The organism is Tenacibaculum sp. IB213877, from assembly GCF_034043975.1.
Lineage (GTDB): Bacteria > Bacteroidota > Bacteroidia > Flavobacteriales > Flavobacteriaceae > Polaribacter.
The window spans coordinates 1-14396 of record NZ_JAXCHH010000001.1; the positions used below are offsets into that span (position 1 = coordinate 1).

The 14396-nt window shown below is 32.0% G+C and carries 12 protein-coding genes; 1 reads left to right on the forward strand and 11 read right to left on the reverse strand.

Features of this window, described 5'->3' with window-relative positions; all coding sequences use genetic code 11:
• Window positions 1-137: 137 nt before the first annotated feature.
• The 6 genes from SLH33_RS00005 to SLH33_RS00030 form a co-directional block, all read right to left on the reverse strand.
• Window positions 138-1121 carry a hypothetical protein gene (locus tag SLH33_RS00005; RefSeq protein WP_320417002.1) on the reverse strand — a complete coding sequence of 328 codons (984 nt, stop codon included), beginning with the start codon at window positions 1119-1121 and terminating at the stop codon, window positions 138-140.
• Between the two features lie 47 nt (window positions 1122-1168).
• Window positions 1169-2035 carry a hypothetical protein gene (locus SLH33_RS00010; RefSeq protein WP_320417003.1) on the reverse strand — a complete coding sequence of 289 codons (867 nt, stop codon included), beginning with the start codon at window positions 2033-2035 and terminating at the stop codon, window positions 1169-1171.
• Between the two features lie 339 nt (window positions 2036-2374).
• Window positions 2375-3040 carry a DUF4240 domain-containing protein gene (locus SLH33_RS00015; protein ID WP_320417004.1) on the reverse strand — a complete coding sequence of 222 codons (666 nt, stop codon included), beginning with the start codon at window positions 3038-3040 and terminating at the stop codon, window positions 2375-2377.
• Window positions 3041-3191: 151 nt separating this feature from the next.
• Window positions 3192-3821: a hypothetical protein gene (locus tag SLH33_RS00020; protein ID WP_320417005.1), complete on the reverse strand. Its 630-nt coding sequence runs from the start codon at window positions 3819-3821 to the stop codon at window positions 3192-3194.
• A 148-nt stretch (window positions 3822-3969) separates the two neighbouring features.
• Window positions 3970-5055 carry a tyrosine-type recombinase/integrase gene (locus SLH33_RS00025; protein ID WP_320417006.1) on the reverse strand — a complete coding sequence of 362 codons (1086 nt, stop codon included), beginning with the start codon at window positions 5053-5055 and terminating at the stop codon, window positions 3970-3972.
• 36 nt (window positions 5056-5091) lie between these two features.
• Entirely contained in the window at window positions 5092-7299 is a 2208-nt protein-coding gene (locus tag SLH33_RS00030) for an endonuclease MutS2 (RefSeq protein WP_320417007.1), read from the reverse strand.
• Window positions 7300-7333: 34 nt separating this feature from the next.
• Here SLH33_RS00030 and SLH33_RS00035 point away from each other — a divergent pair, with 34 nt between their 5' ends.
• A complete protein-coding gene (locus tag SLH33_RS00035) occupies window positions 7334-7999 on the forward strand; it encodes a uracil-DNA glycosylase (RefSeq protein ID WP_320417008.1) in 666 nt (221 codons plus the stop codon).
• On the opposite strand, the gene SLH33_RS00040 is transcribed toward SLH33_RS00035, so the two are convergent.
• The 5 genes from SLH33_RS00040 to SLH33_RS00060 form a co-directional block, all read right to left on the reverse strand.
• Window positions 7986-9002, reverse strand: coding sequence for a glycosyltransferase family protein (locus SLH33_RS00040; RefSeq protein WP_320417009.1), 1017 nt, complete (start codon window positions 9000-9002; stop codon window positions 7986-7988). The two genes, SLH33_RS00035 and SLH33_RS00040, sit on opposite strands and share 14 nt — an antisense overlap.
• Window positions 8999-9880, reverse strand: a complete 882-nt coding sequence (locus SLH33_RS00045; protein WP_413818247.1) for a UDP-2,3-diacylglucosamine diphosphatase — start codon at window positions 9878-9880, stop codon at window positions 8999-9001. Before SLH33_RS00045 ends, SLH33_RS00040 begins: the two co-directional genes overlap by 4 nt.
• A 248-nt stretch (window positions 9881-10128) precedes the next feature.
• Complete coding sequence (locus tag SLH33_RS00050) at window positions 10129-10638, reverse strand: hypothetical protein (protein WP_320417010.1); 510 nt, start codon at window positions 10636-10638, stop codon at window positions 10129-10131.
• Window positions 10639-10701: 63 nt separating this feature from the next.
• The gene (secA, locus tag SLH33_RS00055; protein WP_320417011.1) at window positions 10702-14052 is read right to left on the reverse strand and encodes a preprotein translocase subunit SecA; all 3351 of its coding nucleotides are present in this window, start codon (window positions 14050-14052) and stop codon (window positions 10702-10704) included.
• 108 nt (window positions 14053-14160) lie between these two features.
• Window positions 14161-14382: a DUF2795 domain-containing protein gene (locus SLH33_RS00060; protein WP_320417012.1), complete on the reverse strand. Its 222-nt coding sequence runs from the start codon at window positions 14380-14382 to the stop codon at window positions 14161-14163.
• Between the last annotated feature and the right edge of the window lie 14 nt (window positions 14383-14396).

Below are 14396 nucleotides of genomic sequence, written 5' to 3' on the forward strand. Positions count from 1 at the left end.
AGAATAAAGCCTTCTAAATTTAGACCATCATTTAGTCATCTATAAAAAAACAAGCCCTAAAAAGGCTTGTTTTAATCTAATATTTTTGGTTTTTACACACTTGTGCAACGGTTACCATTGTTGTGCGTTCGTTTTTTTTATTTTAATAATGATACGTTAGTCAAATACTTTTTACAACTTCTTTTACTTTGAGTATTAATCAAAGATTTCTTAACCGCAAAATATCCACCTAATCCAATTCCAAGAGAAGTTAGAATATTTCTTGCATACTCTTCACTCAACGCATTTGGGTCGCTTATTAGCATATAAGTTGCAAGTGGTATCATTGAAGCCCTTGTGCCAAGTAATAAAATTTGTTCCATTAATTCTTTATTAGCATTATTAAAGCTATCAATGAAATTTTGTTCAGTTAGTCCGTTGCCAATAGAATCTTCAACGAGTTCAATTTGTCTATTAAATTCTGAAATTCGTTCTCTGTTTTTATTTCTAAATTCAATTAATCTATCAAAGCTTATTTCCGAAATATTTTCTGGAACTTGTAAATTCAGTATTCCTTTAATGAATTCGTGTCTTTTCCTTACTGACGGACGAAATACTCTCGAATAGTTCGTGTAATTATCAAATTCACGATTGTCTGTTATTATTGAACCATCTCTTTCATATGAAATTTCTTGAGCCAAATGTGTCATAAACATAAAGGCCAATTCTTTGGGCAATAATAGTCCGTCTACGTTTTGTTGTCCAATTCTATTTTCTACGCAAAACTGCCCAAACTGATAAGAAAATTTTTCAGAGAATATTTGATAGTTCCAATTTGCTCTATTTGTCCAATCTCTGTACAGGTTTATCCTGTTAAACCTGCCACTTGTTCTATAAGGTCTTTCTAAAATTCTTTCCGCTTGCCATATCGCTTTTTCCGAAGCTCTTTCTCCTTGTTGATATGTTGGTGGATAAAGTTCAACTAAATCTGTTTCATTTGAAATCTGTCTATAATTGTCCGAAATCAAATGTTGACGATTGTACGGAACTATACTTTCAAATTTCTCGAGATATAGCAGAGAAAACTTTAGCCATTCAGTGTTAGGCGGTTCTAAATTTGGATAGTATAGATATTTTTTCATTTTCTGTTAAATGACGCACAACGGTTTCGGCTATGCGCAGTGGCGGTTTAAGACCACATACGTTTCAGTTTTGACCAAATGTTTGATTTGACTCCTGACTTTTCTTCTTCCACTTCATCCGCCATTGCCGTATAGCCAATGTTGGCAGTAGTATTTTCTTTTCCACTTATTCCTTTTTCATTGAAGTTAAACTCCACATCCTGTTGAATTGTCTTTATTCCTTTCATTTTCCAATTTTTACTGTAGAAGATACCAGAAACAGGAACGTTTGTTCTTAGATTATACAGGTTTGATTCAGTGTCAAAATTGATAAATGTCCATTGGTTTAGAAGTCTACCAACTGCGGCAGATGAATATCCTTTTGCATTGAACATACAGAAGTTGTCCGATTTAACGATTTCTTCCAAAGGTTCAAAACCAAATACTTCACTTGGAGAAATAATCTCAAAAGTCTCATATTCTTTAGTGTCAGTATTATAGTTTAATATTCTTTGAACTCTGTCGGTTCTAGGTGAAACCATTAATCTAATTGTAACGGAGTCAATCCAGTATGAATGGTCAATTTCATTTGGTTTATATGGTATCTCAATTTCTGCCGATTCGTTGCTTCTACAATCAAAAAGAAAGATTTTTGTGTAACCTGAGATTAAGACTGTTTCTGAATTAGGAGCAAATTGATTACTCATTAAAGCTCCTTTTATGTTCAATTCTTCTTTTGTTAAATTTTCGGTGTCTATGATAATTAGAGAAGGGTTGCCAAGAATAGGACAAGTCGGAATTAGACAGTATCTACCACTATAGGAGAACGGGTCATAATTATTCGGGACAGTCGCTAAAAAGTTTTTGGTCAATAATTGACTTGAAACGTTTTGTTCGTTCTTAAAGATTGATAAGTCACTCGCCCATAGACCCATTCTAATTTCATTTTCTTCTGAAAACTTTAGTTCAAATCCATTTCCATTTGAATATGAAACAGGCCTTGGCTTTGAAAATTTCTGTTCAACGTAACCAATGATATTTATTCCGTCTTTTTTCATTTTATATTACTGCCAACGGCTTCGGCTATGATTAGTGCGGGAATAGGGAAGCGGATGCTTTCCTATTTAGCACTAAGACGAAGCATTTTGTTTGCTTTTTATCTTTTCTTATTCAAAAGTCAAATCAAAATGATTTGACGACACTATAAAAATACACTAAACTTTGGATTAAACACCAAAACCCGTATTAATTATAGCCTATGTTAGCTGTAGATTTTACGCGTATTCCATCCATAAATTTGGAAAAACATTAGGTAAATCCTCTTCTTCATAAAATTTCTCAGGATATTTTGTCGATCTATTTTCAATATCTGGTTTTGGGATTAGTTCTCTCGTTGAAAGATAATAACAGTCTCCTATTATATCATTCATCGTTGTAAATACTAAATTCTCAATTTTTAGTTTGTCAATAAGTTCTTCATTAATACAAGTGTTCTTAAACACTACTTGATTTTTTGAAATTAAGTAATTCATTAAGAGAAATGTATAGTTTATATCTGAACTCTTAAAAATAATTTGTGAAGCACCAATAATTTCTTTAGTCAAATATTTCTGATAAAAATTCATTAAAAGGTTATCTATTTCAATAAGTTTGTTTGGGTCAAAATTCAGGAGTTTATCTTTAAATAGGTCTATAAAAACTTTATATGAATTTTTACTTTTAATTCTTATTTCAGTTACAATTTCCCAAAACTCATCTTCATCAAAAATCTGATTATTTGTTCTTACTTTTCTGTTTTCAAGGAGTTTTTTAATTTCATTTTTTCTATTCTGATTCATTTTTTCATCAGATTCTTTAGAAACTTTCAACTCTTGTAGATAATTGAAAAGTCTAACAGTCAATATTAATGCTATAGGTATTAAGAAAAGGATGTTTTTCATTTTAATTTACAGCTAACGGTCTCGTATAACCGTCAGTTACGGTTTTAAAGTTAATGATTTTCGGTTAAGAACTGGCGTTAGCAATTCCGAGTGGATTCGGACGTAGTCGAATCCGCCGTAATTGCGGTTATACATTGTTGTACCCAGTTTTTTATTCATTATTGTTTTCCTCTTCTGTTTCTAGAATTTCGTAATCGTTATTATGCCAGGAAATTAGTCCGAACAAAGTTTCATCATCAGTTCCGTGTAATCTGAACATTCCATTATTTTGTTCGATAAATTCTGCAATTATTCTATTGTTAATTTTCTTTTTGTAAAAGAGATTAATTGTGTCTTTTATCAAAGTATAAGGCGTTAATAAAATTCCACGTCTTGACCACCATCCAGCAAATACATTTATTAGAAATGATTTTATTTTTTTATTTCTGCCACAATTCAAGCATAGAATTCTGTTTTCGGTTGTGTCATTACAAAAAAGGATTACTGAAACGATTGTGTTAAATTCCTGACCAGTTAATTTGCTTTCTTTTAGTCCGCAATTTGGGCATTTTAAATTTTCTATCTTTCGAATCAGCGTTTGCTTTTCAAAGTCAGTTAACGTATTGGTTTCTGCATCTACCCAAGTTATAAGTCTCTCGTCTAAATTTCTTTTTTCGATTTCTTCTTTTAAAATTCCGAGTACTTCTTTTCGTAATCCTTTAGACTCATTCCGAGCAATATTCTCAATTTTTGAATCTGAAAATCCTTTGTAATTTTCTTTTATTTCTTCGATACTATACATTCAGATTGAGTTCGGTTAAATTGGGTACAACTTATTTATATGAATACCTTTCATACTCTTATACTACTTATTTGGTGGTATAAGCGTACCTTTTTCACTTTTTTAGGTATCCTTATTTTTTTTCTTAAAACTCAAATCTAATTGTTTTTTATAAACTATCAAAAGGGTTTTTAATATTCGCCAATTTATTACTAGAAACATGTGTGTAAATCATTGTTGTTTTTGGGCTATTGTGTCCTAATAATTCTTGTATATATCGTATATCTGTTCCAGATTCTAATAAATGAGTAGCAAAACTATGTCGTAAAGTATGTAAAGTAACTCGCTTTTTAATATTAGCTTTAGTTACAGCTTTATGTAAAACTTTACGAGCACTTACTTGTGAGTATTGCTCATGATGCTGTCCTTCAAATAAATAGTTTTTAGGCTTGTAGATTTTGTAATAGGTGCGTAAAAGAGTTAAAAACGAATGCGATAACAAAGTATATCTGTCTTTTTTACCTTTAGCACTTTTAATATGAATTAACATTCTGGTACTGTCAATATCATTCACTTTTAAATTAATAGCTTCACCAATACGCAAACCGCTTGAATAAATTAAACTTAACAAGGTTTTATGTTTAAGATTTTGAATACTACTAAGCAATAATTTTATTTCTTCTAAACTTAATACTTCGGGTAATTTTTTGTCCTTTTTAGGTCTAATAATTTGCAACTCTTCTACAGCTAAACCTTTATAATTCAAATATTTTTTGATGCCATTTATACACTGGTTTTGATACGAAACAGATTTTTCTTTGCTCACAATAAAATCATAATTAAAAGCTTCTATACTTTTAGGAATAGTAAAATCAATTTTTTTTAAAGTACAATACCTCAAGTAATAGATGGTAACTTCCGTATACGTATTTACGGTGTTGTTACTTAATCTTTTTTGTGAAAGCCAACGGGTAAATTTTTCAATTTCTGCTTTTTGTACATCTGTAAGAGCGGGCAAGAATAAATGCTCTTTTGGTAAATTATTGATAACAGACCACGGAGTGTTATTTAAATGCTGAAAAATTAAATGAATATTTTCTTTAGTGTGGGATAGGTAAAAAGCTTTATGAGTTTGGCTCCAACGTAAATGAGGTAATTTTTTAATGTGGTCTTTAATTTCAGTATCATACTGAAATTTAAAAGCAATTTGTTTTAAACCTTTGTGGTTTATTAAATGTAAAATAATCTTTTTCATGCCCGATTAAAAATACGAAAAAGATTGGTATGAAATTTATTTTTTGGCTTTCTGAACTAATTCTAACTTCTCCAAAACAGTTTCTGTAGTAAATAAACCGTAATTGATAAATGCTTTTTTCTTTTCAATTTTATCAATAGTACCTACGGCATTTCCATCTTCTAATCGAACTCGGTCGCCCACTCTAAAAATGTATTCAGCCTTGGCCTTGGCTATTTTTTCAGCTTCAATTTCTTTTTCTTTTCTAACTTCAACAACCTTTTTAAGTACTTCTTGTTCTACTTTTTTAATAGCGTCTTTTTGTTTTTGTTCAGCTACTTTATCTTGTTTTTTCTCGGTTTTTGTCTTTTTTATAGGCGGATTCTTTTTAGTGTGCTTTGTTTTTTCAGCAGCTACCCATTTAAAGAAGTTGGCCGATAATTCTTTTTTATTATTGGTTTGGAAGTATTTATTTAAAAGTTCGTTTATCTTTCTTCCAAGCGTTAGCATACGTTGGTTATTATCGTATAACTCTTGGAAACCTTCTAATTTTTCACGAACTTTTTGCTCAGTTTCTTGTAAACTTTCAATTTTTTCTTGCTCTTTAGATTTTTGTTTTTCTAAAGTATCTGAAGTTTTTTGTAATCTATTGCGTTCTTTTTGTAATTTGGAAATGGTTTTGTCTAAACGCACTTTTTCACTCTCAACACGTTTTTTAGCACGATTGATTAAACTATATGGAATTCCGTTTTTTTGAGCCACTTCAAAGGTAAAAGAGCTTCCTGCTTGCCCAATAAATAGTTTGTACTTAGGTTCTAAAGTTCGCTCATCAAACTGCATATTAGCATTGGTAACGTTTTCTAACTCGTTAGCTAAAACTTTAAGGTTTGCGTAGTGAGTTGTAATGATTCCGAAAGCTTTTTTCTCATAGAACTCTTCTAAGAAAATCTCCGCTAACGCTCCACCTAACTCCGGATCAGAACCTGTACCAAATTCATCAATTAAAAATAAGGTATTATCGTTACATTTTCTGAGGAAATAACGCATGTTTTTTAATCGATAACTATACGTACTCAGTTGATTTTCTATGGATTGATTGTCCCCAATATCCGTTAAAATAGTGCTGAAAATAGTAGTTTCACTGCGTTCGTGTACCGGAATTAACAATCCGCTTTGCAACATTAATTGCAATAAACCAATGGTTTTAAGTGTAATACTTTTTCCTCCCGCATTCGGACCCGAAATAACAATAATTTGTTGTTTTTCATTCAGTTCAATGGTCTGCGGAATGGTTTCAATGCCTTGTTTTTTATTTTTTCTTGATAAAATAGGATGATAAGCATCGCGAAAAAGCACTTTTTTATGCTTAGAAATCTTCGGAAGCAAAGCATCTATCTCACGAGCATACTTAGCTTTTGCTCCAATTACATCTAAATGTGATAAGAAGATCAAATATTCTTTTAAAAGAGGTGTATATGGTCTGATTTCTTCAGCTAAAGAACGTAAAATCTTAATTACTTCTTGCTTTTCTTCATATAGTAAATTCTGTAATTCTCTACTATAAGCAAGTGTAGCTTGAGGAGCTATGTAAACAATATTTCCCGATTTAGACGACCCCAATAAACTTCCTTTCACCTTTCTACGATGCATAGCTAAAACAGCCAACACGCGTTGATTGTCAATAATGGTTTCTTTAATGTCGTCTAAATAACCACTAGCAATATTCTTACTTAAAGCTCTAGAAAAACTCTCCGAAATTTTACCACGAACATTGTTAATATCCTTTCGTATTTGTTTTAAAACCGGTGATGCATTATCAGCAACTTCACCATGAGAGGTAATAATTTTTTTAATAGCATCTGAAACAAAAGTGGTAAACTCAATGTTTTCACTTAATTCAAACAGCGTAGGGTAGTACTCGTTGAATTTTTTAAGGAATTTTTTTAACTCATTCACAGTATCTGTAACCGAAGCAATTTTTAAATAAGCATCCGTTTCTAAATAACTGTTTTCAATGGCTAAGCGTTTGATTGCTTCATAAATATTTTCAAATCCGTGATTCGGAATGCGATTTTCATTTTGAAAAGAAGCCAAGTATTCATTTACCAAATTCAGTTCAAAGAACAAGTTTTTTTTACTGGCTATTGGGTGAATTTTTGCCACTTCTTCTTTCCCTAAATCAGAAATACAAAACTCTGCAACCTGTTGTAAAACCGTTGTAAATTCTAAATCTTGAAGTGTTTTTTCTGAAATATTCGTTTTCAAATTCCTATTTTTGAGAGCACAAAAATAAGAAATAATGCAAGTAAATATTGCCGAAAGCTGGAAACATATTTTACAACCCGAATTTGAGAAAGCGTATTTTACAAATCTAGCTGATTTTGTGAAAGATGAGTATGAAAACAACATCTGTTATCCTAAACAAGAAGATATATTTTCGGCATTTAATTTATGCGATTTTGATAATGTGAAAGTGGTCATTATTGGTCAAGATCCGTATCATGGAGAAGGGCAAGCGAATGGTTTATGTTTTTCGGTGCATAACGAAATAAAACATCCACCATCTTTGGTGAATATCTTTAAAGAATTAGAAAAAGATTTAGGTGTGCCTTATCCTAAGTCTGGAGACTTATCAAAATGGGCAAAACAAGGCGTGTTATTGTTGAATGCTACTTTGACTGTAAGAAAAGGAAAGGCTAATAGTCATAAGAAATGCGGATGGAAATTATTTACAGATTTTGTGATAAATAAAATATCAGAAGAAAAAAATGATGTTGTTTTTTTGTTGTGGGGAGAGTTTGCTAAAAAGAAAGGAAAGTACATTGATGAGAATAAGCATCTTGTTTTAAAACATGGTCACCCATCACCTTTAAGTGCTAATAAAAATAAATGGTTTGGTAATAAGCACTTTTCACAAACCAATCAATTTTTAGTGTCTAAAGGAAAGAAACCTATCCAATGGTAATTTCAGGTAAAATAGATTCGTTGTAGTAAGGTAAAATAAGTGCGTCTAATATATCTTCGGTAACATCTGGGTATTGAACTTTGACTGTTTCTTTAGATTTTAACCATTTTTCAATTTTTGACAACTGTTTCTTGTTGAGTTTTTTCAATACCGGAACTCCCATTTCTTTTAAAGCTAAAGCATTGCATTGTTGTTCGTACTGATTTTTCATGGGTATTACCATTAGTTTTTTACGTAAATACAATGCTTCGGCAGGGGTTTCAAAACCAGCTCCACATAACACGCCATTTGATGAAGCTATGCTTTTTATAAAGTCTTTGCCATCAATAGGACGAATGGTGATGTTGTTATGCAGCTCAAATTGTTGTGTATGTTTGGAGAAAATTTCCCATTTAACATCTTTAAAAGTTGATAATAATTTGAGTAGTTTTTTATCTCCGTACGCAGGTAAATATACTGTGTAATGTCCTTTATTGGTAATGTTTCTGTGGCGAATTTCTTTTCTAATTATAGGTAAGAAAGTTGCAGAAGAATAGGTTTTAAAGTGAAATCCGAATTTGTTTTTAGCAGGAGCATAATATTTTAAAAGTAATTTCTCTAGTTTAAAGGTTCCGTATTTTGGGGCGTTATCATCTGCTACTGCGTTTTGATGACTTAAAGATATAAGCGGAACATTTTTTAATTTGCATGCCCAAGCAGAAACAGGCTCAAAATCGTTAATAACCAAGTCGTAGTCTTTTACGGGTAATGATTTTATTTCTTTTAATAGGTTTTTGATTTTTGTTTTCCGAAGGGTTTTCCAAAGGTCGATTCCACCTTTTTTTCCGAAGATAAAGCTCAAACCATATAACTTATATTTTACATCAAAAGGCAATTGAAGTTCGCATTGATAGCCACTAATTAATACATCTACTTCTGCACGTTTTTGTAAATGGGGTACTATTTCAATAGCTCTACTTGAGTGCCCGTTTCCGGTTCCTTGTATGGCGTATAAAATTTTCATTTTTTAGAAAATTTTTGAATGTTAAACTCAATCAACAACTCTTCAAATAACTGACTATTGGTTTGTTCAGCTTTTACCAATTCAAGATCATTTACTTCAATATCATTGGTTATTTTGTGTGCAATTTCATCTTTTTCATATTCATACAACTTCCATTGGTAATTGCTGTATTCTAAAGCAGTAAGGTTTTCAATCCAATCACCGGAATTTAAATAAATAGTTTCTCCTTTTTCATTTTGAATCACTCTCATTTCTGGTTGATGTATATGTCCGCACACTACATATTCATAATGATTGTCAATAGCAATTTCAGCAGCCGTAGTTTCAAAATTATTGATGAACTTTACCGCGCTCTTCACGCCGTTTTTAATTTTTTTACTGAAAGATAAACGCCCATAACCCAATTGTTCGCTCATCCAATTTACCGCAGTATTGATCATAATAAGCGTGTCGTAACCAAAACCACCTAGTTTTGCTAACCATTTGGAGTGTTGCATAGTAACATCAAACACATCACCGTGGAAAAACCATCCTTTTTTACCATCAATATCTAACACGAGTTTATTCACAATTTCAAAACTACCTAAACGGAAGCCTTTGAAGCGTCGTAACATTTCATCATGATTTCCGGTAATGTAATAGACTTTTGTTCCTGAAGTGATAAAAGACATGAGTTGCTTGATAACTTTCATGTGAGCCTTTGGAAAGTACCGTTTATTAAACTGCCAAATATCAATAATATCTCCGTTTAGAATAAGTATTTTCGGATTGATGGTTTTTAAGTAATTGTGTAATTCAAAAGCTCTACAACCAAAAGTGCCTAAATGAACATCAGAAATTACTACAATGTCCAGTTTTCTTTTTTTTATCTTCTTCATGATTAAGAATGTAGGTTAGTTTATGAATCAAGGAAAGAACCTTAATTTGAGTAGTTACAACGGTATAAAATGTACGTGTACTGATAACTTTTACAGTTTAATTTACCCAAAGTTAGGATTTATGTTAGGTGTTAGTGTAAAGCTTTAATTAATAGATTGTTAAGCGGAGGTTTTTAAATAGTGAAGTTTGTAAAATCTATGTAAATAAAATTAATGTAGGTTGTGATTTCTGAATTTAACTTTATCAATTAAAATCTAGGTTTAAACCACAATTCGGAATTGTTTTTTAACCATGAATTTGCTCTTTCTCTTATCGGGTGCAAGTTTGTTGTGTCTAAAAGAACTTTTAATGGAACTTCTTCAGGAGAAGTACAACCAGAGCAAACAGGTACAATTTTATCTGAATTTTTTATTTTGTTAATTAAGTTGATTTGGTTTATACTTAGTTTAATTAGTTTTCTTTTTGTTAGCTCATCACAAATTAAAACCGACATAAATTGCTTGCCCTTATTGTTTGATTTTAAATTTTTGCAAATTCTTTTATATTTCTTTTTTATTAGTAATAAATTATAATTCTTAACTAATGCGGTTAAACTTCCATTAGATGAACAACCAAATCCAATCATTTGTTTCCAATCGTATTCTATAAGGGGCGGTGGTGGTGGAGTGATGTTTGTTATAGTTATTAATTCCTTATTTTGTGAAGTTAAAGGTGAAATTGAAAGAGCGAATATGAGTATTAAAAAAATCTTTTTCATGTGTTAAATATAAAAAAACCACTCAAATTTTTGAGTGGTTTTAAAAAAGTATATTCTATAAGATTATTTGTTGTGTAACACCCATGTTCCTTTTTCTAATAAAGGAATGGCTTGTTTAAACTTCATTTCTTTTTCTTCACCGTTCATCACGTTTTTAATCGTTACTTTTTCATTACGACCAATTTTAGGTTGTTCTCTTACTACTGTTTCAACAACTTGTTGTTCTTGGGTTTGTTGCCCGCGAGCATTGCTAATAGCTTGTTGTGTTGAGTTTTGAACTTCATCTTTACGTAAGTCTAACTTCTCACGTTTTTGTTCACGAGCTTCAGAAATTTGAGATTCGTCTTGCGCAGGAAGTTTTCCTTTGAATAAGAACGATAATACTTCTTTATTTACTTTGTCAATAGTTTGTTGAAATAATTCAAACGCTTCAAACTTGTAAATTAATAACGGATCTTTTTGCTCATAGGTTGCATTTTGAACCGTTTGTTTTAATTCATCCATTTTACGTAAATGATCTTTCCAGTTTTCATCAATAATGGCTAGTGTGATGTTCTTTTCAAAGTCATTTACTAACGATTGTCCTTCTGTTTCGTAAGCTTCTTTTAAATTGGTTACTACACGTAAGGTTTTTGCTCCGTCTGTAAACGGCACTACAATACGCTCATATTTGTCACCTTCATTTTCAAATACATTTTTGATAACTGGGAATGCTTGTGAAGCGTTTCTTTCTTTATCTTCTTTGTAATGATCGGTTACAATTTCGTATAACTTATCTGTTAATTCCTTTTCAGATAAGCTGTTGAATTCATCTTCAGTTACTGGAGAGGTCATTGAAGAGAAACGAATTAACTCAAACTCAAAATTTTGGAAATCTTTAGTAGGTTTGTTTTCTTGTACAATTGAATTACAAGTATCATAAATCATGTTTGCAATATCAATTTGTAAACGTTTTCCATCTAAAGCATGACGACGACGTTTGTACACAAACTCACGTTGCGAATTCATTACATCATCATATTCTAATAAACGCTTACGAATACCAAAGTTGTTTTCTTCCACTTTTTTCTGAGCACGCTCAATTGATTTTGAGATCATTGAATGCTGAATAACTTCACCTTCTTTTAATCCCATTCTGTCCATCATTTTAGCAATTCTGTCAGAACCAAATAAACGCATTAGGTTATCATCTAATGCTACATAGAATTGAGAAGAACCAACATCTCCTTGACGACCTGCACGACCGCGTAACTGACGGTCTACACGACGAGAATCATGACGCTCTGTACCAATGATGGCTAAACCACCTGCGGCTTTTACTTCATCAGATAATTTAATGTCGGTACCACGACCTGCCATGTTTGTTGCAATGGTTACCTGACCAGGTTTACCGGCTTCAGCAACAATATCTGCTTCTTTTTTGTGTAATTTCGCATTCAGAATATTGTGAGGAATTTTACGCATTTGTAACATTCTTCCTAATAATTCTGAAATCTCAACAGAAGTTGTACCTACTAATACTGGGCGTCCTTGTTCTACTAATTGAACAACTTCTTCAATTACAGCATTGTATTTTTCACGCGTAGTTTTGTAAACTAAATCGTCTTTATCATCACGAGCGATAGGTTTGTTTGTTGGAATTTCAACTACATCTAACTTATAGATTTCCCAGAACTCTCCAGCTTCAGTAATAGCAGTACCTGTCATACCCGATAGTTTGCGGTACATCCTGAAATAATTCTGTAAGGTTACCGTTGCAAAAGTTTGCGTTGCATCTTCAATCTTTACATTTTCTTTTGCTTCGATAGCTTGGTGTAATCCGTCAGAGTAACGACGACCGTCCATAATACGACCTGTTTGCTCATCAACAATCATTACCTTGTTATCCACCACAACATATTCTACATCTTTTTCAAACACCGTGTAGGCCTTTAAAAGTTGGTTCATAGTGTGTATACGTTCACTTTTTACACTAAAGTCACGATATAATTCTTCTTTAAGCTCTGCTTTTTCTTCTGGAGTAGTATCACTTGCATCAATTTCACCAATTTTTACACTGATGTTTGGTAATACGAAGAAAGTATCGTTTTTAGTAACATCAGATAAGTGTGCAATACCTTTATCTGTTAAATCTATTTGATTGTTTTTTTCTTCAATGGTAAACCATAACTCTGCATCAACTTCCGGCATCAACTTGTTGTTGTCTTGCATGTAGAAGTTTTCTGTTTTTTGAAGAATTTGCTTTACACCTTCTTGTGATAAGAATTTGATTAATGCTTTATTTTTAGGAAGCCCTCGGTAAACTCTTAGTAATAAGAAACCACCTTCTTTGGTGTCTCCTTCTTTAATCAAACGTTTAGCTTCTGCCAGAACCCCCACTAAATACTTACTTTGTAAGGATACTAAATCTGCAACTAAAGGTTTAAGTTCATTAAACTCATGAAGATCTCCTTGTGGTACAGGACCAGATATGATTAATGGTGTACGAGCATCGTCAATTAAAACAGAATCTACCTCATCAATAATAGCATAATTTGGAGCGCGCTGTACTAAATCTTCTTTAGAACTAGCCATATTATCACGCAAATAATCAAAACCAAATTCGTTATTGGTTCCGTAAGTGATATCTGCATTGTATGCTTTTCTTCTTGCTTCAGAGTTTGGTTGATGAAAATCAATACAATCGGTACTTAAACCATGAAATTCAAAAATTGGAGCCATCCACGCACGGTCACGTTTAGCTAAGTAATCGTTAACGGTAACAACGTGTACACCTTTACCACTTAAAGCATTTAAGTATACAGGTAGGGTAGAAACTAAGGTTTTACCTTCACCTGTCATCATTTCTGCAATTTTACCTTGGTGCAGAACTGAACCACCTATTAACTGAACATCATAGTGGATCATATCCCAAGTAACATCTTTACCGGCAGCGTCCCAAGAATTTGCCCAAAAAGCTTTATCATCCTCTAAAGTAATGTGTTCTCTATCTGCCGATAATTCACGGTCAAATGGAGTAGCGGTTACTTCAAGTTCAGAATTGTTAGCAAAACGTTTTGCAGTCTCTTTTACTACTGCAAATGCTTCTGGCATAATATCTAATAAAACATTTTCAGAGGCTTGGTACGCTTCGTCTTTCAGTTTATCTATTTCTGCATAAATATCTTCTTGACGATCAATGTGTGCGGTTTTTGCTTCGGCTTCTAAAACTTCTATCTGTTCGTCGAAAGTTTTTGTAGCGTCTTTGATTTTTGATTTAAATTCTATTGTTTTAGCACGTAACTCATCATGAGTCAAGTTTTCTAAAGTTGCTTCAAAAGCTTTTACTTTAGTAATAATAGGTTGTAATTCTTTTAAATCTTTTTCTTGTTTATCTCCTACAAATAGTTTTATAATAGAGTTTAAAATGCTCATGTTTTATGTATATTATTTTCCGATGAATCGGTTATGTCATTAGTTTAGGGGGTTAAAAGTAAACAAAAAAAAAGCCTCAAATGAGACTTTTTAATGTTTATTTTTAGTTTAGTATTCGTCTTCGTTCCAAAGATAATCCTCTTCTGTAGGATAATCTGGCCAAATCTCTATAATAGAATCATATGCATCACCTTCATCCTCTATTTCTTGTAAATTTTCTACTACTTCTAAAGGAGCTCCAGTACGAATAGCATAATCTATTAATTCGTCTTTAGTGGCTGGCCAAGGGGCATCTGCTAAATATGATGCTAATTCAAGTGTCCAATACATTTCTTTATCAGTTT